The 23,037-nt window shown below is 61.2% G+C and carries 25 protein-coding genes; 22 read left to right on the top strand and 3 right to left on the bottom strand.

Annotation, left to right across the window (positions count from 1 at the left end):
• The first annotated feature begins 2 nt into the window (after positions 1-2).
• Positions 3-2,276, top strand: a complete 2,274-nt coding sequence (locus O3297_RS12290) for a xanthine dehydrogenase family protein molybdopterin-binding subunit (RefSeq protein ID WP_305048823.1) — start codon at positions 3-5, stop codon at positions 2,274-2,276.
• Positions 2,277-2,279: 3 nt separating this feature from the next.
• Here the strand turns inward: O3297_RS12290 and O3297_RS12285 are convergent, their stop codons facing one another.
• Positions 2,280-2,711 carry a thioredoxin family protein gene (locus O3297_RS12285; RefSeq protein WP_211550680.1) on the bottom strand — a complete coding sequence of 144 codons (432 nt, stop codon included), beginning with the start codon at positions 2,709-2,711 and terminating at the stop codon, positions 2,280-2,282.
• 277 nt (positions 2,712-2,988) lie between these two features.
• Here O3297_RS12285 and O3297_RS12280 point away from each other — a divergent pair, with 277 nt between their 5' ends.
• On the top strand, positions 2,989-3,906 hold the full coding sequence (locus O3297_RS12280) for a 23S rRNA (adenine(2030)-N(6))-methyltransferase RlmJ (RefSeq protein WP_034749665.1): 918 nt from the start codon (positions 2,989-2,991) through the stop codon (positions 3,904-3,906).
• Positions 3,907-3,983: 77 nt separating this feature from the next.
• Here O3297_RS12280 and O3297_RS12275 read toward each other — a convergent pair whose 3' ends face one another.
• Entirely contained in the window at positions 3,984-4,733 is a 750-nt protein-coding gene (locus tag O3297_RS12275) for an SAM-dependent methyltransferase (RefSeq protein ID WP_211550678.1), read from the bottom strand.
• An 18-nt stretch (positions 4,734-4,751) separates the two neighbouring features.
• Positions 4,752-5,360, bottom strand: coding sequence for a Maf-like protein (locus O3297_RS12270; RefSeq protein WP_230522211.1), 609 nt, complete (start codon positions 5,358-5,360; stop codon positions 4,752-4,754).
• Between the two features lie 223 nt (positions 5,361-5,583).
• Between O3297_RS12270 and O3297_RS12265 the strand changes: the two genes are divergently transcribed.
• The 20 genes from O3297_RS12265 (at position 5,584) to acpS (ending at position 23,024) form a co-directional block, all read left to right on the top strand.
• Positions 5,584-6,081 carry a DUF177 domain-containing protein gene (locus O3297_RS12265; protein WP_034779242.1) on the top strand — a complete coding sequence of 166 codons (498 nt, stop codon included), beginning with the start codon at positions 5,584-5,586 and terminating at the stop codon, positions 6,079-6,081.
• A 248-nt stretch (positions 6,082-6,329) separates the two neighbouring features.
• Complete coding sequence (gene rpmF / locus O3297_RS12260; protein ID WP_034749653.1) at positions 6,330-6,512, top strand: 50S ribosomal protein L32; 183 nt, start codon at positions 6,330-6,332, stop codon at positions 6,510-6,512.
• A 210-nt stretch (positions 6,513-6,722) separates the two neighbouring features.
• A complete protein-coding gene (plsX, locus tag O3297_RS12255) occupies positions 6,723-7,790 on the top strand; it encodes a phosphate acyltransferase PlsX (RefSeq protein ID WP_034779241.1) in 1,068 nt (355 codons plus the stop codon).
• Between the two features lie 15 nt (positions 7,791-7,805).
• On the top strand, positions 7,806-8,804 hold the full coding sequence (locus tag O3297_RS12250) for a beta-ketoacyl-ACP synthase III (RefSeq protein ID WP_034779239.1): 999 nt from the start codon (positions 7,806-7,808) through the stop codon (positions 8,802-8,804).
• A gap of 32 nt (positions 8,805-8,836) precedes the next feature.
• Complete coding sequence (gene fabD / locus O3297_RS12245) at positions 8,837-9,778, top strand: ACP S-malonyltransferase (RefSeq protein WP_070255347.1); 942 nt, start codon at positions 8,837-8,839, stop codon at positions 9,776-9,778.
• Between the two features lie 49 nt (positions 9,779-9,827).
• The gene (fabG, locus tag O3297_RS12240; RefSeq protein WP_034749638.1) at positions 9,828-10,571 is read left to right on the top strand and encodes a 3-oxoacyl-ACP reductase FabG; all 744 of its coding nucleotides are present in this window, start codon (positions 9,828-9,830) and stop codon (positions 10,569-10,571) included.
• A gap of 178 nt (positions 10,572-10,749) precedes the next feature.
• Positions 10,750-10,989 (top strand): acyl carrier protein, encoded by a 240-nt coding sequence (gene acpP, locus O3297_RS12235; RefSeq protein ID WP_008449912.1) that lies wholly within the window; start codon positions 10,750-10,752, stop codon positions 10,987-10,989.
• Positions 10,990-11,018: 29 nt separating this feature from the next.
• A complete protein-coding gene (gene fabF / locus O3297_RS12230) occupies positions 11,019-12,269 on the top strand; it encodes a beta-ketoacyl-ACP synthase II (protein WP_305048822.1) in 1,251 nt (416 codons plus the stop codon).
• Between the two features lie 120 nt (positions 12,270-12,389).
• Positions 12,390-12,938, top strand: coding sequence for a hypothetical protein (locus tag O3297_RS12225; RefSeq protein ID WP_305048821.1), 549 nt, complete (start codon positions 12,390-12,392; stop codon positions 12,936-12,938).
• Between the two features lie 66 nt (positions 12,939-13,004).
• Positions 13,005-13,628 carry an RNA polymerase sigma factor RpoE gene (gene rpoE, locus O3297_RS12220; protein WP_070280215.1) on the top strand — a complete coding sequence of 208 codons (624 nt, stop codon included), beginning with the start codon at positions 13,005-13,007 and terminating at the stop codon, positions 13,626-13,628.
• 72 nt (positions 13,629-13,700) lie between these two features.
• On the top strand, positions 13,701-14,036 hold the full coding sequence (locus O3297_RS12215) for a sigma-E factor negative regulatory protein (RefSeq protein ID WP_305048820.1): 336 nt from the start codon (positions 13,701-13,703) through the stop codon (positions 14,034-14,036).
• Between the two features lie 252 nt (positions 14,037-14,288).
• On the top strand, positions 14,289-15,791 hold the full coding sequence (locus O3297_RS12210; protein WP_070255333.1) for a DegQ family serine endoprotease: 1,503 nt from the start codon (positions 14,289-14,291) through the stop codon (positions 15,789-15,791).
• A gap of 54 nt (positions 15,792-15,845) precedes the next feature.
• On the top strand, positions 15,846-16,091 hold the full coding sequence (locus O3297_RS12205) for a glutaredoxin family protein (RefSeq protein ID WP_099394181.1): 246 nt from the start codon (positions 15,846-15,848) through the stop codon (positions 16,089-16,091).
• Positions 16,092-16,409: 318 nt separating this feature from the next.
• On the top strand, positions 16,410-18,200 hold the full coding sequence (lepA, locus tag O3297_RS12200; protein ID WP_034749621.1) for a translation elongation factor 4: 1,791 nt from the start codon (positions 16,410-16,412) through the stop codon (positions 18,198-18,200).
• A gap of 3 nt (positions 18,201-18,203) precedes the next feature.
• The gene (lepB, locus tag O3297_RS12195; protein WP_034749618.1) at positions 18,204-19,121 is read left to right on the top strand and encodes a signal peptidase I; all 918 of its coding nucleotides are present in this window, start codon (positions 18,204-18,206) and stop codon (positions 19,119-19,121) included.
• 92 nt (positions 19,122-19,213) lie between these two features.
• Positions 19,214-20,029, top strand: a complete 816-nt coding sequence (gene rnc / locus O3297_RS12190; RefSeq protein WP_034749615.1) for a ribonuclease III — start codon at positions 19,214-19,216, stop codon at positions 20,027-20,029.
• A gap of 1 nt (position 20,030) precedes the next feature.
• On the top strand, positions 20,031-20,933 hold the full coding sequence (era, locus tag O3297_RS12185; RefSeq protein WP_034749612.1) for a GTPase Era: 903 nt from the start codon (positions 20,031-20,033) through the stop codon (positions 20,931-20,933).
• 28 nt (positions 20,934-20,961) lie between these two features.
• Complete coding sequence (gene recO, locus O3297_RS12180; protein WP_305048819.1) at positions 20,962-21,810, top strand: DNA repair protein RecO; 849 nt, start codon at positions 20,962-20,964, stop codon at positions 21,808-21,810.
• A 42-nt stretch (positions 21,811-21,852) separates the two neighbouring features.
• Positions 21,853-22,614, top strand: coding sequence for a pyridoxine 5'-phosphate synthase (pdxJ, locus tag O3297_RS12175; RefSeq protein ID WP_305048818.1), 762 nt, complete (start codon positions 21,853-21,855; stop codon positions 22,612-22,614).
• A 14-nt stretch (positions 22,615-22,628) separates the two neighbouring features.
• Positions 22,629-23,024 (top strand): holo-ACP synthase, encoded by a 396-nt coding sequence (acpS, locus tag O3297_RS12170; RefSeq protein ID WP_070280220.1) that lies wholly within the window; start codon positions 22,629-22,631, stop codon positions 23,022-23,024.
• Positions 23,025-23,037: the final 13 nt, after the last annotated feature.

Here is a 23,037-nt window from a genome sequence, read left to right as displayed (position 1 = left end):
CCATGGCCGGAGAAAAAAATACGTCGCGCCGCCGTTTCCTGCTCCGCGGCCTGGGTCTCGGCGTGGCCGGCGTGGGTGCCCTGGTGCTGGGCTGGGGCGTGCTGCCGCCGCGCCAGCGCCTGCATGGCAGCGTGCCGCTGCCGCTGCAGGATGGCGCCGTGGCGCTGAACGGCTGGCTGGCCGTCGGCACCGACGGCACGGTGACCCTGGCCATGCCGCGCAGCGAGATGGGGCAGGGCGTGCACACGGCCTTGCCGATGCTGGTCGCAGAGGAGCTCGACGTGCCGCTCTCCAGCGTGAAGCTGATCCAGGCACCCATGGACAAGATCTTCGGCAATGTCGCCATGCTCCAGGACGGCTTGCCTTTCCACCCGGACGACCAGGGCCGCGTAAAAGCGCTGGCCCAGTGGACGGTGGCCAAGGCGGCGCGCGAGCTGGGCGTGATCGTCACGGGCGGCTCGTCGAGCGTGAAGGATGGCTGGGGTCCCATGCGCGAAGCGGGCGCGTCGGCGCGCGCCATGCTGGTGGGGGCCGCCGCCGCGTTGTGGCAGGTGCCGGCGACGCAGTGCCGCACGGAAAATGGCGCAGTGCTGCACCCGGATGGGCGGCGCGCCAGCTACGCCAGCCTGGCGCAGCGCGCCGCCGCAATCGACCCGGGCACGCCCGTGCTGAAGCTGCCCAGGGATTTTAAATTGATCGGCCAGCCGGCGCCGCGCCGCGATACGCCATCCAAAGTCAATGGCAGCGCGCGTTTCGGCATCGATGCGCGCCCGCCCGGCATGCTGTATGCGGCCCTGCATCTGCCGCCGCGCCTGGGCGATATCCTGTCCGCGTTCGACGCGGCGCCCGTGCTTGCCATGCCCGGGGTGAAAAAGGTGCTGGACCTGACGCCGCACCTGGCTCAGCGCAGCGTCTCGTGTGCCGCCGTGGTGGCCGACACCTGGTGGCGCGCCAGGCAGGCGGCCGCCGCCTTGCCGACGCAGTGGAAGGCTGGCCCGCAGGCGAATTTGTCCAGCGCCGGCGTGTATGCGGAGTTTGCCCGTCTGCTCGATAGCGAAGCGGGCTATGCCTATCACACCAGCGGCCAGGTGGAAAGCAAGGCCGTGCAGGGCATGCGGCAGGTTACTGCCGAGTACCGCGCGCCATTCCTCGCGCACGCCGCCATGGAGCCCGTCAATTGCACCGCGCAAGTCAAGGATGGCAAGGTGATGCTGTGGGTCTCGACGCAGGCGCCCGGCATCGCCGTCGACGTGGCGGCGAAAGTGGCCGGCGTCGCTGCGAAGGACGTCGTCATCGAGGTGCTGCTGCTCGGTGGCGGTTTCGGCCGCCGCCTGGAAGTGGACATGATTGCCCAGGCCGTGGCCATCGCACTGCAGTGCGGCGGTGCGCCCGTGCAGTTGGTGTGGACGCGCGAACAGGATACGCAGCACGATATGTACCGTCCCGCCGCGCTGGCCCGCTTTGCGGCCCGCCTTGATGAACACGGCCGCATCGCTTCCTGGGACAATAAATCCGTCAGCGGCTCCATCACGCACCAGTTTTTGCAGCGTAATTTCGGCTTGCCCGGTGCGGGGCCGGACAAGACCACGGCCGAAGGCGAATTCGACATGCCGTATGAAATTGCCAGCCAGCGCATCGCCCACGTGATCGCCGACAGTCCCGTGCCCATCGGTTACTGGCGCTCGGTGGGACACTCGCACAACGCTTTTTTCAAGGAAAGCTTTATCGACGAACTGGCCCACGCGGCGGGGCAGGATGGCATCGCTTTCCGCCGTGCCATGCTGGTGCGGCACCCGCGCCACCTTGCCGTGCTCGATGCGGCAGTTGCCAAGGCGGGAACGCCTCCGCCCGGCCATGCGTATGGCGTGGCCTTGCATCAGTCGTTCGGCAGCATCGTGGCGCAAGTGGCGCAGGTGTCCGTGGAAAATGGAGAAATCCGCGTGCAGCGCGTGGTGTGCGCCATCGATTGCGGCATCGCCGTCAATCCGAACATCATCGCCCAGCAGATGGAGTCGGCCGTGCTGTTTGGCCTGTCGGCGGCGCTGGACGGCGAGATCACCTTCAAGGAGGGAAAAGTCGAGCAGGCTAACTTCCACGACTATCCCGTGCTGCGCATGGGGCAAACGCCCGAGGTGGAAACCGTCATCATCGCCAGCGCCGAGCATCCAGAAGGCGTGGGAGAGCCCGGTACGCCGCCGATTGCGCCGGCCGTGGCCAACGCCGTGTTCATCCTGACGGGAAAACGGCTGCGCAGCCTGCCGCTGCGCCTTGGGTGATGTTTAATCGGCCAGGGTGGCGGCGAGGAGGTTGCGCAGATTGCAGTCGCGCTGCCAGTCGCGCCGCTCCTGCGTGCTGGCGGCCAGCGCCGCCAGTTCCGCCCCGCTGAGCGCCTGCTGCGCCTGCACCATGCGGTGCGCCAGGCCGCCGTCGGGCAGCACGGTGCCGAAAAAGGCCACGTTGTCCTCGTGCTGGATCAGCAGGGTGGGGAAGTTGTCGATGTCGAGGTCGCCCACCACGTCGGCCTGGTCTTCGATGTCGACCCAGACGAAGACGGTGTCCGGATGGCGCGCGGCCAGTTCCTCGAATGTGGCGCGGTAGCTGCCGCAAGTGCCGCACCACAGCGCGCACAGGCAGGCCACCGTCCAGCGCGGGCCGGCCAGGGCTGCCGCGACGTCGGCGCGGTTATCGGTCGTGAGGGTCAGGCTGTGCATGGTCGTATCTAGTTAGTAGGGCGATGGACGCCGGGCGCCCGATGCGCGTATTCTACCGCGCCCGGCCACCACAGTCCCGGGAATGCATGGGCTTGTTTATCCGTGTTTTTTGATGCAATACACCTTTCTGGTGGATAATGCTGGTAATTGCGCGCTGATTACGCTGGTCCATGCTGTTTCCTGGCCCCGCAGCCTGACCCCTCCAGTCTGTTTTCATGCCCTGCCCGGTGTCAGCGCTCCCGCCTTTATTTATTTTTATTATGGAATTAGCCAGCTTATGTTGAGTTACCGCCACGCCTTTCACGCGGGTAATCACGCCGATGTGTTGAAACATTATGTGCAGATTCAGTTGTTGCAATATCTGAATCAAAAAGATACCGCCTATAGTTATATCGATACCCACTCCGGCGCGGGTGTGTATGCGCTCGACGGCGGCTATGCGTCGAAAAATGCCGAGTACGAAACGGGCATCGCGCCCCTGTGGGACCGCACGGACTTGCCGGCCTCGCTGGCCGAGTACATGAAGCTGATCAAGGAAATGAATCCGAGCGGCAAGATGCGCTACTACCCGGGGTCGCCGTACTGCGCGGACAAGGTCAGCCGCGAGCAAGACCGTCTGCGCCTGTTCGAGCTGCATCCGGCGGACGCAAAGATTCTGGCCGACAACTTCCGCAAGGTCGAGGCGCATGCGCTGGCCCAGGGCGAGCGTCCAACCGTGCGCGGCAAGCGCGTGCTGATCACCAAGGCGGACGGTTTCCAGAGCCTGAAAGCCCTGCTGCCGCCGCCATCGCGCCGCGCGCTGGTGCTGATCGACCCGCCGTATGAAGACAAGATGGATTACCGCAAGGTCAAGGACACCCTGGCCGACGCCCTCGTGCGCTTCCCTTCGGGCATGTATGCCGTCTGGTACCCGGTGCTGCAGCGCATGGAATCGCGCCAGTTTGCCGACAAGCTCAAGCAATTGCCCAGCTCGGACTGGCTGCACGTGACCCTGACGGTCAACACTCCGTCGCCGGACGGTTTTGGCTTGCACAGCAGCGGCATGTTCATCTTGAACCCGCCGTACACGCTGGAGCCGATGTTGCGCGAAGTCATGCCGTACCTGGTGAAGGTGCTGGGCCGCGACGATGGCGCGAAGTTCGTATTGGAAACGGGCAAGGGCGGACAGAAAAATACCGGTACAAGAAGAGTGTAATCATACTTCTCTTGGTAGTGCTGTAATAAAAAACGCCACGGGCAATGTACCCGTGGCGTTTTTTTATGGGCGGGGGATTACTGTCCCAGCAGCAAGAACACGGTCGGTTTCTTGTGGAAGTCAGGTGCCTTGCCGGCGGCCAATTGTTTCTTCCACTGGCCGCCATTCCACGTTTGCACGCTTTCCGTGTCCAGGCTCAGGTCGGTGGCAACGCAGATCAGGGTCGATGGCGCGCATTGCGCCACCAGCGCTTCGAGCATGGCCGCATTGCGGTACGGAGTTTCGATGAACAGCTGGGTCTGCTTTTCCGTGCGCGAACGCACTTCCAGTTCCTTGATGCGCTTGGCGCGCAGGGCCGCATCCGTGGGCAGGTAGCCGTTGAAGGCGAAACTTTGGCCGTTCAAGCCGCTGGCCATCACGGCCAGCAGGATCGACGATGGCCCCACCAGCGGGCGCACCTTGATGCCGTGCTGATGCGCCAGGCGCACCAGGTCGGCGCCGGGGTCGGCCACGGCGGGTACGCCTGCTTCCGAGACGAGGCCCGCATCGCGCCCCGCCAGCAGGGGTGCCAGCAAGCCGGCCAGCGCTTGCGCCGGGGTATTTACGTTAAGTTCGGAAATCGTGATTTCCTGCAGCGGCTTGGCCAGCGGATGCTGGTTGCCGATCAGTTTCAGGAAGGCGCGCGCCGTCTTGGCGTTTTCTGCCACGAAATAATCGAGCTGCGACGTGATCTGCCGTACTTGCTCTGGAATGATGTGGGCCAGCGGGTCGGCCGGGCTGTCGGACAGGCCGAGGTGGTTGGGAATCAGGTACAGGGTGCCGGTCATATTGTTATTGTCGGTAAATTAAAGGGTGAAGAACGCGACGCCCGCCTTGCGCAGCATGCCGGTGAGGGCGATCAGGGGCAAGCCGGTGAGGGCGGTCGGGTCAACGCTGTCGATGCGCTCGAGCAGGGCGATGCCCAGGCCCTCGTTCTTGGCGCTGCCGGCGCAATCGTACGGCTGCTCGATGCGCAGGTAGGCATCCAGCTCGGCATCGGGCAAGTCGCGCACGGTGACGAGCGTCTGGATATCTTCCACTTGCGCCACAGGCGGACTCTGGCGGCCATCGAGCAGGCACAGGGCCGTGTGGAACACGGTCTGGCGCCCGCGCATGGTTTGCAGCTGCAGCAGGGCGTTCGCATGGTTGCCCGGCTTGCCGATCTGCGCGCCATCCAGGGTGGCGACCTGGTCGGAGCCGATGACGAGGCTGCCAGGATAGCGGTCGAGCACGGCCTGCGCCTTTGCCTGGGCCAGGCGCAGGGCCGTGGCGCTGGGGCTTTCGCCTGGCAGCGGGCTTTCGTCGAGATCGGGAACGGCGACCTCGAAAGGCAGGCGCAGGCGTTCCAGCAATTCCTTGCGGTAGGTCGAACTCGATGCAAGAATCAAGCGCAATGGGACGGAAGTTGGTATCATTCGGTAGTGGATGGCGGCCGGCATGGTCGCGCTGGTCGATGTCAGTGGAATTTCACGCAAATTCCAGGGCGCAGAGCCCACAACTGAGGCTCCATGCGGCATGACGGTGTTGATGAAGTTGTCATGTTTATGGCAATGATTGCGTCAAAAAAGATGCTTAGCCTTTGACTCCGTGCTAAAAACCCTGTTATTATCGCAGGTTTTCCGGGGAAATTTTCTACCAATGAATGCTTTTGTGATCGACGCCTTTGATTTTTGTCGTATCAGCGGGAGCCGCGAGGGTGTAACTCCTGTCGCTGAAATGACCCGGTTGACCAAGGATTGTGCAGATAGTTCTGGCGAGATCGCCTGGAAGATCGTCGGCGGTACCAGCAAGCTGGGCTACCCACAACTGACCTTGTCGGTCAACGGCACCGTTCAGCTGGTTTGCCAGCGCTGCCTGACTCCGTATGCTTACGCAATTGATTCGACGACCACTCTGATGCTGGGCAAGGATGACGAGCACGCGGACGAGATCGAAGAAATCATCAACGATGAATCGATCGACGTGATCGTCGGCAGCCGCAGCATGGATGCCGCGGCCCTGATCGAAGATGAAGCCTTGCTGGCCCTGCCGCAGGTACCCAAACACGACGTCTGCCCCGATACGGCGCAGCTCGATGCTCTCAAGACTGAAAAGAAGTCGCCGTTTGCGGCACTGAAAGACTTGAAGCCAGAATAAGTAGTGTAAGAAAGGAAGCCTCAAAAGCCGTAGCGAGTGGTCAGCGCAGCAGGTTTGTGAGGTTCCGAGTAAAGAACGTGTCAAACGCGTGTAGTAATCGAGTATGGCAAGTGTAGTGAAATGTAATTGTAATAAACGATGTCGGTCCGGGCTATTTTCGGGTAGTCTTTGCCGCTGGGATACTCGATTCGCATGTATTTGCTAATCGATTGTGCTAAAATTTTAGAACTTATGTATTAGGAGTCATCATGGCAGTTCAACAGAACAAGAAAACCCCTTCCAAGCGCGGCATGCACCGTTCGCACGACTTCCTGGTCGCGCCGCAATTGAGCGTCGAGCCAGTTACCGGCGAAACACACATGCGTCACCATATCAGCCCTAACGGCTTCTATCGTGGCCGTAAAGTGTTGAAGACCAAAAACGACGAGTAATCGACGTTTTTGTTGGGTAAGATGAAAGCGGTGTTGCGTGGTTATTCGGCGTGGCGCCGCTTCTTCTTTTTTATCGGCTGCAATTCATCTTGCGCACCCGTCATTTTGAATCAAGCTTGCTCAGGCGGTGCATGACATGCTGCGCCCTGCATATGCTCCAGTCCGATTCACATCTTGCCGCACGCCCGCAGCGGTATTGAATCAACACAAATGACAATCAAAATTTCTATCGACTGCATGGGCGGAGATCACGGTCCCTCAGTCACTATCCCCGCAGCAATTTCCTTCGTAAAACATGAGCCTGAAGCTGAACTGATCCTGGTTGGATTGGAAGACGTGATCCGTGCCGAACTGAAAAAACATAAAGCCGACACGCATCCGCGCCTGTCGGTATTGCATGCCTCCGAACAAGTTACCATGGACGATCCCCTGGAAGTGGCCCTGCGCCGCAAGAAGGATTCCTCCATGCGCGTGGCCATCGAACAGGTCAAGAACGGCGTGGCGCAAGCCTCCGTTTCCGCCGGTAATACGGCAGCCCTGATGGCCGTCTCGCGCTATGTATTGAAAACCATGTCCGGCGTCGACCGCCCGGCCATCTGCAGCATCTTGCCGAATCAAAAGAACGGCCCCACCTACATGCTGGACCTGGGCGCCAACGTCGATTGCGAACCGCATCACTTGCACCAGTTCGCCATCATGGGTTCCGTGCTGGTGTCCGCCATGGAAGGCATCGCACGCCCGACGATCGGCTTGCTGAACGTGGGCACGGAAGATATCAAGGGCAATGAAGTGGTGAAACTCACCTCGAAGCTGCTGCAGGCCGACCACGAGCGTGGCGCGCTGAACTTCTACGGCAACGTGGAAGGCAACGATATCTTCAAGGGCACGACCGATATCGTCGTCTGCGACGGTTTTGTCGGCAATGTCACCCTGAAAGCCATCGAAGGTCTGGCGCGCTTCATGAAAGACGTGCTCACTTCCGAATTCAAGCGCAATCCGATTACCATGCTGGGCGCGCTGATCGCCCGCGGGGCCCTGAAAGCCATCGGCAACCGTTTGAATCCATCGCGTTACAACGGCGCCAGCCTGCTGGGCTTGCGTGGCCTCGTCTTCAAGAGCCATGGCAGCGCCGATGCCTATTCGTTCGAATGGGCCTTGCGCCGCGCCTTTGATGCGGCAAAAAATGACGTGCAAGCGCACCTGGCCAGCCTGATCGCCGAGCTGATGCCGCGCACGCCAGTACCGGACGAACCTACATCAACAAGCTCTACCATTTAGTGGACGGGTATTTGCATGACTGTTTTTAGCAAAACTTACAGCAAAATTATCGGTACCGGCAGCTACTTGCCGGAGAAGCGCGTCACCAACCAGGATTTGACCGAACAGCTCGCCGCCAAGGGCATCGAGACGTCGGATGAATGGATCGTGTCGCGCAGCGGCATTTCGGCGCGCCATTACGCGGCGCCGTCGCAAAACTCCTCGGACCTGGGCGTGGAAGCGGCCAAAAAAGCCCTGGAAATGGCTGGCCTGAACGGCAATGACCTGGACCTGATCATCGTTGCCAGCTCGACTCCCGATTTCTTCGGCAGCTTCCCCAGCACGGCCTGCATCGTGCAAAACAAGCTGGGCATCACGAACAACTGCGCTGCCGTCGACGTGCAAGCCGTCTGCAGCGGTTTCGTGTATGCGGTGGCCACGGCCGACAGCTTCATCCAGTCGGGCATGCACAAGAATGTGCTGGTGATCGGCGCCGAAGTGTTTTCACGCATCCTCAATTTCGACGACCGCGGCACCTGCGTGCTGTTCGGCGACGGCGCCGGCGCCATCGTCATGACGGCCTCGAAGGAGCCGGGCATCCTGGCCACCAAGCTGCACGCGGACGGCCGCCACTCGAACATCCTCAGCGTGCCGGGCAGCCTGGCTGGCGGCGCGCTGGACGGCAGCGCCTTCCTCTACATGGATGGCCCGGCCGTATTCAAGCTGGCCGTGTCCGTGCTGGAAAAGGTCGCGCACGAAGCGCTGGAACACGCCAACATGACGTCGGACCAGATCGACTGGCTGATCCCGCACCAGGCGAATATCCGCATCATGAACAGCACGGCCAAGAAACTTGGCTTGCCGCTGGAGAAGATGGTTGTCACCGTCGACCAGCATGGCAACACCTCGGCCGCCTCGATCCCGCTGGCGCTGGACATCGCCGTGCGCGATGGCCGCGTCAAGAAGGGCGACAACGTCATGATGGAAGGCGTGGGCGGCGGCTTTACCTGGGGCGCCGTGCTGGCGCGCATGTAATCCCGCAACACTATTAAAAAAACGGAGTCGACATGACACAATTTGCATTTGTTTTCCCAGGTCAAGGCTCGCAAGCGATTGCGATGCTCGACGGTTTCGCCGGCAACCCCGTGGTTGCGCAGACCGTTGCCGAAGCGTCGGACGCCCTGCAATTCGACCTGGGCAAGCTGATCGCCGAAGGTCCGAAGGAAGAACTCGATCTCACCACCAATACGCAGCCGGTGATGCTGACGGCGGCCGTGGCTTTCTACCGCGCCTGGCTGGCGGCCGGCGGCCCCGTGCCGACGGTCGTGGCCGGTCACAGCCTCGGTGAATACTCGGCGCTGGTCGCCGCTGGCGTCATCCCGTTCAAGGATGCCGTGCCGCTCGTGCGTTTCCGCGCGCAAGCCATGCAGGAAGCCGTGCCCGTCGGGCAGGGCACGATGGCTGTCGTGCTGGGCCTGTCGGATGACGACGTGCGCGCCGCCTGTGCGGAAGCGGCGGCGGAAAACCCGGCCTTGGTGGTCGAGCCCGTCAATTTCAATGCGCCAGCACAAGTCGTCATCGCCGGCCATACGGCGGCCGTCGAGCGTGCCTGCGAACTGGCCAAGGCCAAGGGCGCCAAGCGCGCCATGAAGCTGCCCGTCTCCGCGCCATTCCACTCGTCGCTGCTGAAGCCCGCATCGGACCGTTTGCGCGAATACATGGCCGGCTTGACGTTCTCGGCGCCGCAAATCGCCCTGATCAACAACGTCGACGTGGCCATCGTCAACGATGTGGCCGGCATCAAGGATGCACTGGTGCGCCAGGCAGCCAGCCCCGTGCGCTGGGTGGAAACCATGCAAAAAGTGGCGGCCGACGGCATCACGCAAGTGATCGAGTGCGGTCCGGGCAAGGTCCTGATGGGCCTGGCCAAGCGCATCGATCCGGTGCTGGTGGGCGACGCCATCGTCGACCAGGCCTCGCTGGAACGCATTTTGACGCAGCTCAAATAAACATCAGACCGCGGCAGCCTGCCTGCCGCGGTTGCTCTTAAGGATACTCATGAATTTAGCAAATCAAGTCGTGCTGGTCACGGGCGCCTCGCGCGGCATCGGCCGCGCCATCGCCACCGAACTGGGCAAGCAGGGTGCCACCGTGGTCGGCACCGCCACCTCGGAAAGCGGCGCGCAAGCCATCACCGATTACCTGGCCGCCGAAGGCGTGACGGGCAAGGGCCTGGTCCTGAACGTGACCGATGCGGCGCGCTGCGCTGCCGTCGTCGATGAGGTGCAGAAAACCTACGGCAGCCTGTCGATCCTCGTCAACAATGCAGGCATCACGCAAGACCAGCTGGCCATGCGCATGAAGGACGAAGAGTGGGACAGCGTCATTTCCACCAACCTGTCGGCCGTCGGCCGCCTGTCGCGTGCCGTGCTGCGCGGCATGATGAAAGCCAAAACTGGGCGTATCATCAACATCACGTCGGTGGTGGCTTCGTCGGGTAATCCTGGGCAAATGAATTACGCGGCGGCCAAGGCCGGCGTGGAAGGCATGAGCCGCGCCCTGGCGCGCGAAATCGGCAGCCGCAACATTACCGTGAACTGCATCGCCCCGGGCTTCATCGATACCGACATGACCAAGGCGCTGAGCGAAGAGCAGCACGCGGCCCTGTTGACGCAAATTCCCCTGTCCCGCCTGGGCAAGCCGGAAGACGTGGCAGCTGCGGTGGCCTTTTTGGCTTCGCCGCAAGCGGCGTATATCACGGGCACGACCCTGCACGTGAACGGTGGAATGTACATGAATTGATGTGAAAGCTAGACGGGGCGGGCGTTTGTGGCATGATTCAACGGCCGTTTTTGTCTATAATCGCATCTTTTAGCAGCAGCTTCGGTCGAATTAGCAGCAGACACCGAAATTAGTATTCGGACGCGCAAACCTGATAAAATGCGCGCACTTTCCGTAACACACACTTTGGAGCCATAACATGTCGGATATCGAACAACGCGTTAAGAAAATCGTCGCTGAGCAACTGGGCGTTGCAGAAGCAGACATCAAAATCGAATCCTCCTTCGTCGACGATCTCGGCGCCGATTCCCTGGACACCGTGGAACTGGTCATGGCCCTGGAAGACGAATTCGAAATGGAAATCCCTGACGAACAAGCTGAAAAAATCACCACCGTGCAACAGGCGATCGACTACGCCACTGCACACGTCAAGGCCTAAGCCTGTCTGACCGACTTCAGGAGAATCGCTTGAGCCGTTCTAAAAACCGTCGTGTTGTTGTCACCGGCCTGGGCTGCGTTTCACCTGTCGGCAATACTATTGCCGAGGCGTGGGGCGCAATCATTGAAGGTAAATCCGGCATTGCCACGATTACCAAGTTCGATGCACTGCCATTCACCACGCATTTTGCTGGTGAAGTCAAAGGCTTCAATATCGAAGAGTACATCTCCGGTAAGGAAGCCCGCCACATGGATACCTTTATCCATTACGGCATGGCTGCAGGCATCCAGGCGATGCAGGATTCCGGTCTGGAAGTCACTGAAGAGAACGCCGAGCGTATCGGCGTGATCATCGGTTCCGGTATCGGTGGCTTGCCGCTGATCGAAGAGACCAAGTCCGAGTACGAAAAGCGCGGTCCGCGCCGTATCTCGCCATTTTTCGTGCCTGCCTCGATCATTAACATGATCTCTGGCAACCTTTCGATCAAATATGGTCTGAAGGGCCCGAACCTGGCGATCGTTACAGCGTGTACCACCGGTTTGCACAGCATCGGTGCCGCAGCGCGCATGATCGAGTACGGCGATGCCGACGTCATGATCGCCGGCGGTGCTGAATCGACCGTGTCGCCACTGGGCCTGGGCGGTTTCGCTTCGGCGCGTGCCTTGTCGACCCGCAACGACGATCCGGCAACGGCATCGCGTCCGTGGGATACCGACCGCGACGGCTTCGTGCTGGGCGAGGGCGCTGGCGTCATGGTGCTGGAAGAGTGCGAGCACGCGGTGGCCCGTGGTGCCAAGATCTATGCCGAAGTGCATGGTTTCGGGATGAGCGCAGATGCTTATCACATGACCTCGCCGCTGGAAGATGGTAGCGGCGGCAGCAAATCGGTGATCGCGGCCCTCAACAACGCTGGCTTGAACGCGGATCAGATTCAGTACCTGAACGCGCACGGCACGTCGACCCCGCAAGGCGACGTGGCGGAAGTGATGGGCATCAAGCGCACCTTCGGCGAGCACGCCAAGAATCTGGTTGTCAACTCGACCAAGTCGATGACGGGCCATTTGCTGGGCGGCGCGGGCGGTCTGGAAGCGGTGTTTACGGTCTTGGCATTGCACCATCAGGTGTCGCCACCGACCATCAACATCTTCAACCAGGATCCGGCTTGCGATCTCGATTTCTGTGCCAACACGGCACGTGATATGAAGATCGATTATGCAGTGAAGAATTCGTTCGGCTTCGGCGGAACGAATGGCACGCTGATTTTCGGTAAAGCGAAATAAGCAGGAACTTTCAAGCGCTCGCTACGGTCAAACTGTAGTGAGCGCTGATTCGGCGCCAACGCTCGTTGGCGCCTGAATTTGCCCGGCATGGTGCTGGCGCGCCTTTTTTTCCCATGAAGTATGTCGATCGCGGTAGCGGCTGTCATTCGCACGCCTGTCTGTTTGCGCCTGTTGCAAGCGGTGCTGGGGTTGTGCGCGGTGCTGGCCGCCTGGCCCTTGAGCGGTGCGTGGCGCGTTGCTGCCCTGTCCGGGACTGCTTCCGGCCCTAGTCAGCTGGTGGGCGGCTACGCGCTGGGCTGGGGTTCTGCGCTGCTGAGCGCGGCTGGCGGCGTGTTTTTGCTGGCTTTGCTGCGCCGGCGCAGAAAGCCGCAGGCGCTTGATATTTCGCCGGTTGGCCAGTTGCGCCTGGCGGTATATCTGGAGCATGGCGAGGTGCCAGGGGCTATTGCTGACGGGGGAGCGGAGCCGGCCGGGCCGGGGCTTGCGGGGGTGCAGGGGCTGCGCCTGTTGCCGGGCTCGACCTTGTGGCCGTCGCTGCTCGTGCTGTGCCTGGCCGATGCGGCCGGGCGGCGCACGGATGTGCTGGTGCAGCGGGGCGGCGGCTGCGCCGCCTTCCGTCCGCTGGCCGTGGCTTGCCGGGCGATCGCGGCGCGGAACAGGGAAGAATAAAAGTGCGGCGAACACTGAACTTCTTGCAGCGGGCCAACTCTATATCCATACAGGCGCCCACGCTGCATGACTACAGGGACATCGGGCGTGAGGACAGAGCGCGAGTATGATCAGTTACTGGTCGAGCGGGTACAGGCTGGCGACAAACGGGCATTTGATGTGCTGGTATCGAAATATCAGCGCCGCTTGATGCGCCTGGTGTCGCGCCTCGTGCATGACCCGGCGGAGGCCGAAGATGTGGTGCAGGAAACCTTTATCAAGGCCTACCGGGCGCTGCGCCATTTCCGCGGCGAGGCCGCCTTTTATACGTGGTTGTACCGCATCGGCATCAATACGGCCAAGAATTATCTCGTCACGCAGGGGCGGCGCGCCGCCACGTCCAGCGATACCGACGCCGAGCAGGCGGAGTCTTTCGATGACGGTAATAAATTGCGCGATAACAATACACCCGAATCGGTGCTGGCCAGCAAGCAGATTGCCGCCACCGTCAATGCGGCCATGGATGTGCTGCCCATCGAGTTGCGCACGGCCATCGTGCTGCGCGAGATCGAGGGCCTGAGCTATGAGGAAATATCGGAGATCATGGCGTGCCCCATCGGCACCGTGCGCAGCCGGATTTTTCGCGCGCGCGAAGTGATTGCGGAGAAATTGAAGCCATTGCTGGACATGCCGATTGACAAGCGCTGGTAATCTGGGGAGTATGAGGTTGGCATGGCTGCGTCCGTTTTCCGCACCGACCCTCTTGAAATGGCAGGATCCATCATGGATACGCACACACGATTGCACGAGACTATTTCCGCGCTGGCCGATGGCGAGCTGGCGGCGAACGAACTCGAACTGGCTTTTGCCGCCCTCGATACGCCATCGGGACGGCAAGCCTGGGATGCCTATCGCCATATCGGTGACGTGCTGCGCTCGGAGCAGTGCGGCCATGCCTTGAGCGCCCAGTTCGATGCGCGCCTGGCCAGCCGCCTGGCCGCCGAGCCGGCGCCCGATGAGCCGGCTGCCCATGCGGAACCGCTGCCACCCCGTGCCGCCGGCATCGTGCCGCCGGGCGCGGCCGAACCGCTGGAGGCGGGGCCGCTGGCGCAGCGCTAGCTGTCGCGTTTTCCATCTTATGCCAGGCTTAACGTTCCTGTCGCCCTCTTGACACTGGCCTTCGGTACGATTGACACTGTGCACAGGCAATATCTTGCTTTTGCGATATATTGTTGCATTGTTTGCTATGCGCGCTGTCAGGTGGGTTTGCCCCTGGTTTTCCGACATGACGGCCAATCATGCGCGCAGGCAATTGCCTGATCCGCGTTTTGATCCGTTTACCGTTTATATATACTCGAAAAGATCCTTTCCATGAAAAAAAACATGTGTGCCGCCAGCAAGTCGTTTTCAGTGAAGACGCTTTCCGCCTTATTGTTCGGTACGGCTGGCGTCTTCCTTGCTCCCACCATGCTGGGCCTGGCGCCACAGGCGCAGGCCGCCGTGCCTTCCGTGAAACTGCCTGATTTTTCTGATCTGGTCGATGCCGTCGGCCCGGCCGTGGTGAATATCCGCACCACCGAGCGCCTGAAAATGGGCGCCGCCGGGGCTGGCGTGGGCGGCCAGGATGAGCAGGAAATGCAGGAATTCCTGCGCCGCTTCTTTGGCGGCGCCATGCCCACGCCGCGCCAGCAGGCGCCACGCGGTGGCCGCCGCGCCGTGCCGCAGGAGCAGGAAGTGCAGCGCGGCGTCGGTTCCGGCTTCATCATCTCGGCCGATGGCTATGTGCTGAGCAATGCCCACGTGGTCGATGGCGCCGACGAGGTGTACGTGACCTTGACGGACAAGCGCGAATTCAAGGCCAAGGTGATTGGCGCCGATGCGCGTACCGACGTTGCTCTGCTGAAAATCGAGGGCGGCAACCTGCCGCGCCTGACCATCGGCGACTCGGACAAGATCCGCGTGGGCGAGTGGGTCATCGCCATCGGTTCGCCGTTCAACCTGGAAAATACGGTGACGGCCGGCATCATTTCCGCCAAGTCGCGCGACACGGGTGACTACTTGCCGCTGATCCAGAGCGACGTGGCCGTCAATCCTGGCAACTCGGGCGGTCCGCTGATCAATATGCGCGGCGAAGTGATCGGCATTAATTCGCAGATCGCCACCTTGTCTGGCGCCTACAATGGCATTTCGTTTGCCGTGCCCATCGATGAAGCCATGCGCGTGGGCGAGCAGCTGAAAAAGACGGGTAAAGTTGTGCGCGGGCGCATCGGCGTGCAGATCGGCGAAGTGAGCAAGGACGTGGCGGAATCGCTGGGCTTGCCGAACGCCAAGGGCGCGCAAGTATCGATGGTGGAGCCGGGCGGCCCGGCCGACAAGGCGGGCATCAAGCCGGGCGACATCATCCTGAAATTCAACGGTGCTCAGATCGAGCGTTCGTCCGATCTGCCGCGCCTGGTAGGCGGTGCCGCCGTCAACGGCAAATCCACGATAACGGTCTGGCGCAAGGGCGCGCAGCAGGATATTCCCGTCACCGTCGTCGAGCTGGAAAGCGAGAAGACGGCGAAGAAGGGCGCCAAGGAGCCGGAAGCGCAAGCCGTCAACGCACTGGGGCTGAAGGTCAGCGACGTGCCGGCCGCGAAGAAGCTGGAATTGAAGATCGATGCGGGCGTGCTGGTCGACGAGGCGGATGGTGTGGCGGCCCTGGCTGGCCTGCAGCCTGGCGACGTGATTTTGCAATTGAATAACGTTGCCGTGAAAGACGCCAAGCAATTCAACGCCCTGGTCGCCAAGCTCGATCCGAAAAAGACATCGGCCGTGCTGGTGCGCCGTGGCGACGTGGCGCAATTCGTTTCGCTGCGTCCATCAGCGAAGTAACTATGTGATCATCCCGCATTCCGGCCGCAGCCGGGATGCGGTATTCTTCCCGCTATGCACTTCACCCTCTATTCCCGCAGTTATTGCCACTTATGCCAGGATATGCTTGATGCCTTGCTCCTGCTGCAGCCGCCTGAAACACCGTTTACCGTGGACGTGATCGATATCGATGCCTCGCCCGATGCCTCGCTGCTGGCCCGTTTCGATGAACTGGTGCCGGTGCTGTTTGGCGACCTGGCGCAGCCCGAGCTATGTCATTATTTTCTTGACGAAGAGGCTGTGCGGCGCTGCCTGGTGTAGCTTAACTGTCAATATTGACACTGCATTGCACCATTCTGGTGCCGAAAACAGCCGAAAATGTCGGCTTGCCCCGGTGCCGGCCTCATAAGACGGGCTTTCTACTCTGAAATCCGGTAAAATGGGGAGGTCGAAAAAGCTACTGTCCGAGGCAGCAGCTTCTGTCGCTTCAAAAGCGCTCGCCTGGGCATGCAGATGTCCTGCTCGGAGCGCTTTTTTTCATCATGAGTGGGGCGCCCGGTTTTGGCCCTGTTTGGCCCGAGCATGATCCCCATGATTCCTGTTAAAGCAGTGTCGTCAACTTCGCACTTATATTAGTTAATGAACAACATACGCAATTTCTCCATCATCGCCCATATTGACCACGGTAAATCGACCCTGGCTGACCGCATCATTCAATTGTGCGGCGGCTTGTCCGACCGCGAGATGGAGGCGCAGGTGCTCGATTCGATGGATCTGGAGCGCGAGCGCGGCATTACCATCAAGGCGCAAACGGCGGCCTTGCACTACAAGGCGCGCGATGGCCAGATCTACAATCTGAACCTGATCGATACGCCAGGCCACGTCGACTTCAGCTATGAAGTGTCGCGCTCGCTGTCGGCGTGCGAAGGCGCGCTGCTGGTTGTTGACGCGTCGCAAGGCGTGGAAGCGCAAACCGTGGCCAACTGCTACACGGCGCTGGACCTGGGCGTGGAAGTGGTGCCCGTCCTGAACAAGATCGACTTGCCGAACGCGGATCCTCCGAGCGCCATTGCCGAGATCGAAGACGTGATCGGCATCGACGCGGGCGACGCCGTGCATTGCTCGGCCAAGACGGGCTTCGGCGTGCTGGACGTGCTCGAACAATTGATCGTCAAGGTGCCGCCACCGAAGGGCGACCCCGATGCGCCGCTGCAGGCGCTGATCGTCGACTCCTGGTATGACGCCTATGTGGGCGTGGTCATGCTGGTGCGCGTCATCAACGGCACCCTGAAACCGAAAGACAAGATCCGCCTGATGGCCACCGATTCGGTGCAGCTGGTGGAAGACATCGGCGTGTTTTCGCCCCGTTCGCAATCCTTGCCGCAATTGTCGGCAGGCCAGGTGGGCTTCATCATCGCCGGCATCAAGGAATTGAAAGCGGCGAAAGTGGGCGACACCGTCACCCTGGCCAACCGTCCTGCCGCCGCGCCATTGCCCGGTTTCAAGGAAGTGCAGCCGCAAGTGTTCGCCGGCCTGTTCCCCGTGGAAGCGAACCAGTACGACGCGCTGCGCGACTCGCTGGAAAAACTGAAATTGAACGACGCGGCCCTGATGTACGAGCCGGAAGTGTCGCAGGCGCTGGGCTTCGGCTTCCGCTGCGGCTTCCTGGGCTTGCTGCACATGGAAATCGTGCAGGAACGCCTCGAGCGCGAATTCGACATGGATCTGATCACGACGGCGCCAACCGTGGTGTATGAAGTGATCCAGCGCGACGGCACCATGATCAACGTCGACAATCCATCGAAGATGCCCGATCCGTCGCGCATCGAGGAAGTGCGCGAACCTATCGTCACGGTCAATCTGTACATGCCGCAGGAATACGTGGGCTCCGTGATCACCCTGTGTATCGGCAAGCGCGGCATCCAGATGGACATGAGCTACCACGGCCGCCAGGTCAAGCTCGTGTATGAAATGCCGATGGCGGAAATCGTGCTGGACTTCTTCGACCGCCTGAAGTCGACGTCGCGCGGCTATGCCTCGATGGATTACGAGTTCAAGGAATACCGCGCGGCCGACGTGGTCAAGGTCGACATGCTGATCAACAGCGAAAAAGTCGATGCGCTGGCGATTATCGTCCACCGTTCGAACAGCCAGTACCGTGGCCGCCAGGTGGCTGCCAAGATGCGTGAACTGATCCCGCGCCAGATGTTCGATGTGGCCATTCAAGCCACCATCGGCGCCAACATCATTTCGCGCGAGAACGTGAAAGCCTTGCGCAAGAACGTGCTGGCCAAGTGCTATGGCGGCGATATCAGCCGCAAGAAAAAATTGCTGGAAAAACAAAAGGCGGGTAAGAAACGCATGAAGCAAGTGGGTTCCGTGGAGATCCCGCAAGAGGCATTCCTGGCAATTTTACAAGTGGATGGTTAATCAATGAACCTGCAAGTGATTTTAGGAAATTTCGCTTTAATCCTGTTCGTGCTGATGGTGTTGACGGGCCTGGTCTGGTGCCTGGATGTGTTTTATCTGTCCAAGCAGCGCCGCAAGGCGGCCGACCGCGCCCTGGCCGAGTTCGACGCACGCCAGTCCAAGCTGGCCGCCGAGGGCATCAAGTCCGATGCGGGCGGCAGCCGCGCCAGCATCGAGGCGGCCCTGTTGCGCCAGCCGACCTGGGTCGAGTATTCGGGCAGCTTCTTCCCCGTCATCGCGCTCGTGTTCTGCCTGCGCTCGTTCCTGTACGAGCCATTCAAGATCCCGTCGAGCTCGATGGTGCCGACCTTGCTGGTGGGCGACCTGATCCTGGTGAACAAGTTCACCTATGGTATCCGTTTGCCGATCGTCAACAAGCGCATCATTGAAGTCAACGATCCGCAGCGCGGCGACGTGATGGTGTTCAAGTATCCGAAAGATATGTCGCAAGACTATATCAAGCGCGTGATCGGTGTGCCCGGTGATAAAATCACCTATGAAAACAAGCGCTTGACGGTCAACGGCAAGGAAGTGGCCTACACGCCGCTGGACGACTACCTCGATGACGAAAGCACGGTCTACCACAAGCAGTTGGAAGAAAACCTGACGGGCGTGAGCCACCGCATCCTCAACGACGAGCCTGCTCCAACGTTGAACTTGCGCGAAGTGAAGGATTTCCCGCACAAGGATGCGTGCAACTACAACGAAGACGGTTTTACGTGTGTAGTGCCACAAGGCAATTACTTCATGATGGGCGACAACCGCGACAATAGTGCGGACAGCCGCTACTGGGGCTTCGTGCCGAACGAGAACATCGTCGGCAAGGCTTTCCTTGTGTGGATGAACTTCAGCAATCCGAAACGCGTGGGCGGCATACACTAAGCCGGTCTGGTCTGTAAAGGACCAGCCATGGCTGCCGCGCCGATTCCCCGCGTGGCGGCCAGCCGAATTACTCAGATGACACAGAAACAACAATGAATCTTCAGCTATTGCAAACCCGTTTAGGCTATACGTTCCAGGATGCTGGCCTGTTGCAGCAAGCCTTGACGCATCGTAGCCACAGCAGTTTGCATAACGAGCGGCTGGAATTCCTCGGCGACTCCATCCTCAACTGCGTGGTCGCTTCCATCCTGTACGAGCGCTTCAAGTCCATCGACGAGGGCGACCTGTCGCGCCTGCGCGCCAATCTGGTCAAGCAGCAGTCGCTGTATGAAATCGCGCAAAAGCTGGAACTGTCGCAATTCCTGCGCCTGGGCGAAGGCGAGCTGAAATCGGGCGGTTTCCGCCGTCCGTCCATCCTCGCCGATACCCTGGAAGCCTTGCTGGGCGCGATTTTCCTCGACACGGGCTTCGACGCCGCCAGCACGGTGATCCGCGCCTTCTACATCCCCATCCTCGATTCGGTCGATCCGCAAACCCTGGGCAAGGATGCCAAGACCCTGCTGCAGGAGTTTTTGCAAAGCAAGAAAATTTCGCTGCCACAGTACAACGTGGTGGCCACCCACGGCGCCGCCCACAGCCAGGAATTCGAGATCGAATGCCTGGTGCCGAAATTGAACATCCAGGTCTACGGCCGTGGCGGAAGCCGCCGCGCCGGTGAGCAAGCCGCCGCCAAACTGGCGCTGGACGTGGCCGAGCAGGCGCTGTTGAAGTCGCCTGCCGCCAGCCGCAAGCCCAAACCGCGCGCCGCCCAGCTCAAGCTGGCCGGCATTGCCACCATCCAGAGCGACGACGCGCAAGCTCCTGCAGCCCCGGCGATCGCCGCTCACACTAAACAGAATCGACACTAGCATGACAGCCACCAAAATGCCCGACAACTTCCGCTGTGGCTATATCGCCATCGTGGGCCGCCCCAACGTGGGCAAATCGACCCTGATGAACGTGCTGATCGGCGCGAAGGTCAGCATCACTTCGCGCAAGGCGCAAACCACGCGCCACCGCATCACGGGCATCCAGACGGTGCCGGACGCGCAGTTCATCTACGTCGACACGCCTGGCTTCCAGACGCGCCACTCGAACGCGCTGAACAAGACGCTGAACAAGACCGTCACGAACACCCTGATTTCCTCGGACGTCATCCTGTACGTGATCGAGGCGGGCACGTTCGGCCCGGCCGACCAGCAAGTGATGGACCTGTTGCCGAAGGAAGTGCCATGCATCCTCGTCATCAATAAATCGGACCGCGTGAAGGACAAGGCCGTGCTGCTGCCGTTCGCGCAAAAGATCGCCGCCATGCGCGACTTCGCCGCCATCGTGCCTGTTTCCGCCAAGCTGCACTTCCAGTTGGAAGGCTTGCAGAATGAAATCAAGCGCTTCTTGCCGGAAAACCAGCCGATCTTTGGACCGGACGACATCACGGACCGCAGCGAGAAATTCCTCGCCTCGGAGATCGTGCGTGAAAAACTCTTCCGTTTCGTGGGCGACGAACTGCCGTACACGAGCACCGTGCTGATCGAGAAATTCGAGCAGGAAGGCGATCTGCGCCGCGTGTTTGCCGCCATCCTGGTCGAGCGCGATACGCACAAGTCCATGATTATCGGCAACAAGGGCGCGCGCCTGAAGGAAGTTTCCACCCAGGCCCGCCTGGATATGGAAAAGCTGTTCGGCGGCCCCGTGTACCTGGAAATCTGGGTCAAGGTCAAGTCGGGCTGGGCCGACAACGAGGCGGGCTTGCGCGCCTACGGCTACGAGTAATCCGCAACCCGGGGGCGACGCCACACGCATGAGCACCACCACGCCAGCGCTGCACCATCCTGCGCCAGCTTCACCTGCTGTTTCCGCACCTGTCCCCGCGCCGGTGGCCATCGCGCCGCCGGCCGTACCTCCCACAGCACCCCGGCGCAGCCGTCCGCCCACGCGCGACGGCCGCATCACGGGCCAGCCAGCCTTCGTGCTGCACAGCTACCCGCATAAAGAAACCAGCCTCATCGTCGACGTGTTTACGCGCGAGTACGGCCGCATCGCGCTCGTTGCCAAGGGCGCCAAGCGGCCCCATTCGCAGTTGCGCGGCGTGCTGCAGACGTTCCAGCCGCTGCAAGCGGGCTGGACGGGCAAGTCCGAGCTGCGCATTCTCACCGGTGCGGAATGGGTGGGTGGTATGTTGCCGCTGGAAAAGACTGCCTTGCTGTGCGGCTTTTATTTGAACGAATTGCTGGTCAAATTGCTCGCGCGCGACGACCCGCATCCCGTCCTGTTCGACCACTACGTTGCTACCTTGAATCAACTGGCGCACAATGAGCCGCCGCCCATCGTGCTGCGCAAGTTCGAGCGCGCCCTGCTCAAGGAAACGGGCGTGGCGGCCGACCTGACGCGCTGCACGGGCACGCGCCAGGTCGTCGAGGCGGGGCAGGTGTACGTGGTCGACCCGGAACGGGGGCCGCGCCCGGCGCGCGCCGCCGACGCCTGGCCCAGGATCACGGGCAAGACCTTGCTCGACATGGAGCGCGAAGATTATCTTGACGTGGCCACGCAGGCGCAAAGCAAGCTGCTGATGCGCTTTTTGCTGGCCCATCAACTGGGCGGCGCCACCTTGAACACGCGCCAGATACTGATTGATTTAATGCAGCTGTAGCTGCGGTTTGCAGCAGGACAGCACTTTACGGATACCATTTATATGAGCTTTTTGCAGCCTTCCGGCCCCGTCATCGACCTGGGCGTCAACATCGACCACGTGGCCACCTTGCGCAATGCGCGCGGCACCGCGTATCCGGACCCGGTCCGCGCGGCCCTGCTGGCCGAACAGGCCGGCGCCGACGCCATCACCCTGCATTTGCGCGAAGACCGCCGCCACATCAAGGATGCAGACGTGATCGCCATCGCGCCGCAATTACTGACGCGCATGAACCTGGAAGCGGCTGTCACGGCCGAGATGATCGATTTCGCCTGCCGCATCAAGCCGGCGGACGTCTGCCTGGTGCCGGAAAAGCGCACGGAAGTGACGACCGAAGGGGGCCTGGACGTGGTGCGCTACTTCAAGGAAGTGCAGGCGGCGGTGCAACAATTGCAAGGCGAGGGCATCCGCGTGAGCCTGTTCATCGATGCGGACGAGCAGCAGATCGCTGCCGCCGCCGAGCTCGGCGCGCCCGTGATCGAGCTGCACACGGGGCGCTATGCCGATACGCAAGGCGCCGAGCAGCTGGCGGAACTGGAGCGCATCAAGGCGGGCGTGCTGTTTGGCGTGGGCCGCGGCTTGAAAGTCAACGCGGGCCACGGCTTGCATTACACCAATGTGCAGGCCATCGCCGCCATTCCCGATATTGCTGAGCTGAACATCGGCCACGCCATCGTCGCGCATGCCGTGTTTGTCGGCTGGGAAAACGCCGTGCGCGAAATGAAGGCCATCATGGTGGCCACGCGCCTCGGTCACAGGGCCTGACAGGGGAGTAGGGCATGATCTACGGCATCGGTACCGATATCTGCAAGATACCCCGCATCGAGGCGGCCCTGGCGCGGCACGGCGAGCGTTTCGCGAAAAAGATACTGGGGCCGCAGGAGCTGGAAAAATTCCGCGCCCGCAGCGCCAAGAATGCCGCGCGCGGCGTGCGCTTCCTTGCCACGCGCTTCGCGGCAAAGGAAGCGTTTTCCAAGGCCATCGGCCTGGGCTTGCGCATGCCGATGACCTGGCCCGCCGCGCAGATGCTGAACCACCCCAGCGGCAAGCCGATGATCGTCTGCAGTGGCGTGCTGGCGCAGTTCATGGAGAAAAATCGCCTGAGCGCGCAAGTGACCATCAGCGACGAGGAAGAATATGCGGTCGCGTTCGTGATCGTGGAACAGGCAGTGTAACTATAAGTGCGCA

This window comes from Janthinobacterium sp. SUN128 (assembly GCF_030587275.1).
Taxonomy (GTDB): Bacteria; Pseudomonadota; Gammaproteobacteria; order Burkholderiales; family Burkholderiaceae_D; genus Janthinobacterium; species Janthinobacterium lividum.
This window is presented reverse-complemented; position numbering and strand designations above follow the sequence as displayed.

Coding starts and splice junctions, on each gene's coding strand:
- O3297_RS12290 (WP_305048823.1), top strand. CDS start 3: ATGGCCGGAGAAAAAAATACGTCGCGCCGCCGTTTCCTGCTCCGCGGC.
- O3297_RS12285 (WP_211550680.1), bottom strand. CDS start 2,711: ATGCACAGCCTGACCCTCACGACCGATAACCGCGCCGACGTCGCGGCA.
- O3297_RS12280 (WP_034749665.1), top strand. CDS start 2,989: ATGTTGAGTTACCGCCACGCCTTTCACGCGGGTAATCACGCCGATGTG.
- O3297_RS12275 (WP_211550678.1), bottom strand. CDS start 4,733: ATGACCGGCACCCTGTACCTGATTCCCAACCACCTCGGCCTGTCCGAC.
- O3297_RS12270 (WP_230522211.1), bottom strand. CDS start 5,360: ATGATACCAACTTCCGTCCCATTGCGCTTGATTCTTGCATCGAGTTCG.
- O3297_RS12265 (WP_034779242.1), top strand. CDS start 5,584: ATGAATGCTTTTGTGATCGACGCCTTTGATTTTTGTCGTATCAGCGGG.
- rpmF (WP_034749653.1), top strand. CDS start 6,330: ATGGCAGTTCAACAGAACAAGAAAACCCCTTCCAAGCGCGGCATGCAC.
- plsX (WP_034779241.1), top strand. CDS start 6,723: ATGACAATCAAAATTTCTATCGACTGCATGGGCGGAGATCACGGTCCC.
- O3297_RS12250 (WP_034779239.1), top strand. CDS start 7,806: ATGACTGTTTTTAGCAAAACTTACAGCAAAATTATCGGTACCGGCAGC.
- fabD (WP_070255347.1), top strand. CDS start 8,837: ATGACACAATTTGCATTTGTTTTCCCAGGTCAAGGCTCGCAAGCGATT.
- fabG (WP_034749638.1), top strand. CDS start 9,828: ATGAATTTAGCAAATCAAGTCGTGCTGGTCACGGGCGCCTCGCGCGGC.
- acpP (WP_008449912.1), top strand. CDS start 10,750: ATGTCGGATATCGAACAACGCGTTAAGAAAATCGTCGCTGAGCAACTG.
- O3297_RS12225 (WP_305048821.1), top strand. CDS start 12,390: ATGTCGATCGCGGTAGCGGCTGTCATTCGCACGCCTGTCTGTTTGCGC.
- rpoE (WP_070280215.1), top strand. CDS start 13,005: ATGACTACAGGGACATCGGGCGTGAGGACAGAGCGCGAGTATGATCAG.
- O3297_RS12215 (WP_305048820.1), top strand. CDS start 13,701: ATGGATACGCACACACGATTGCACGAGACTATTTCCGCGCTGGCCGAT.
- O3297_RS12210 (WP_070255333.1), top strand. CDS start 14,289: ATGAAAAAAAACATGTGTGCCGCCAGCAAGTCGTTTTCAGTGAAGACG.
- O3297_RS12205 (WP_099394181.1), top strand. CDS start 15,846: ATGCACTTCACCCTCTATTCCCGCAGTTATTGCCACTTATGCCAGGAT.
- lepA (WP_034749621.1), top strand. CDS start 16,410: ATGAACAACATACGCAATTTCTCCATCATCGCCCATATTGACCACGGT.
- lepB (WP_034749618.1), top strand. CDS start 18,204: ATGAACCTGCAAGTGATTTTAGGAAATTTCGCTTTAATCCTGTTCGTG.
- rnc (WP_034749615.1), top strand. CDS start 19,214: ATGAATCTTCAGCTATTGCAAACCCGTTTAGGCTATACGTTCCAGGAT.
- era (WP_034749612.1), top strand. CDS start 20,031: ATGACAGCCACCAAAATGCCCGACAACTTCCGCTGTGGCTATATCGCC.
- recO (WP_305048819.1), top strand. CDS start 20,962: ATGAGCACCACCACGCCAGCGCTGCACCATCCTGCGCCAGCTTCACCT.
- pdxJ (WP_305048818.1), top strand. CDS start 21,853: ATGAGCTTTTTGCAGCCTTCCGGCCCCGTCATCGACCTGGGCGTCAAC.
- acpS (WP_070280220.1), top strand. CDS start 22,629: ATGATCTACGGCATCGGTACCGATATCTGCAAGATACCCCGCATCGAG.